1 protein-coding gene is annotated in these 246 nt (G+C 43.1%); it reads left to right on the top strand.

What is annotated here, in order from left to right; genetic code table 11:
* On the top strand, window positions 1-246 hold a 246-nt coding region (locus IDG65_RS14595; RefSeq protein ID WP_206174271.1), incomplete at both ends, for a G5 domain-containing protein.

Raw genomic sequence — 246 nt, 5'->3', positions numbered from 1 at the left:
AGAATCCAGACACAGGAAAAGTGATCGAAGAGCCAGTGGATGATGTGATTAAACACGGACCAAAAACGGGTACACCAGAAACAAAAACAGTAGAGATACCGTTTGAAACAAAACGTGAGTTTAATCCGAAGTTACAACCTGGTGAAGAGCGAGTGAAACAAGAAGGACAACCAGGAAGTAAGACAATCACAACACCAATCACAGTGAACCCATTAACGGGTGAAAAAGTTGGCGAGGGTCAACCAA

It is taken from the genome of Staphylococcus sp. EG-SA-17 (assembly GCF_017151845.1).
Classification (GTDB): Bacteria; Bacillota; Bacilli; order Staphylococcales; family Staphylococcaceae; genus Staphylococcus; species Staphylococcus aureus.
This window is presented reverse-complemented; position numbering and strand designations above follow the sequence as displayed.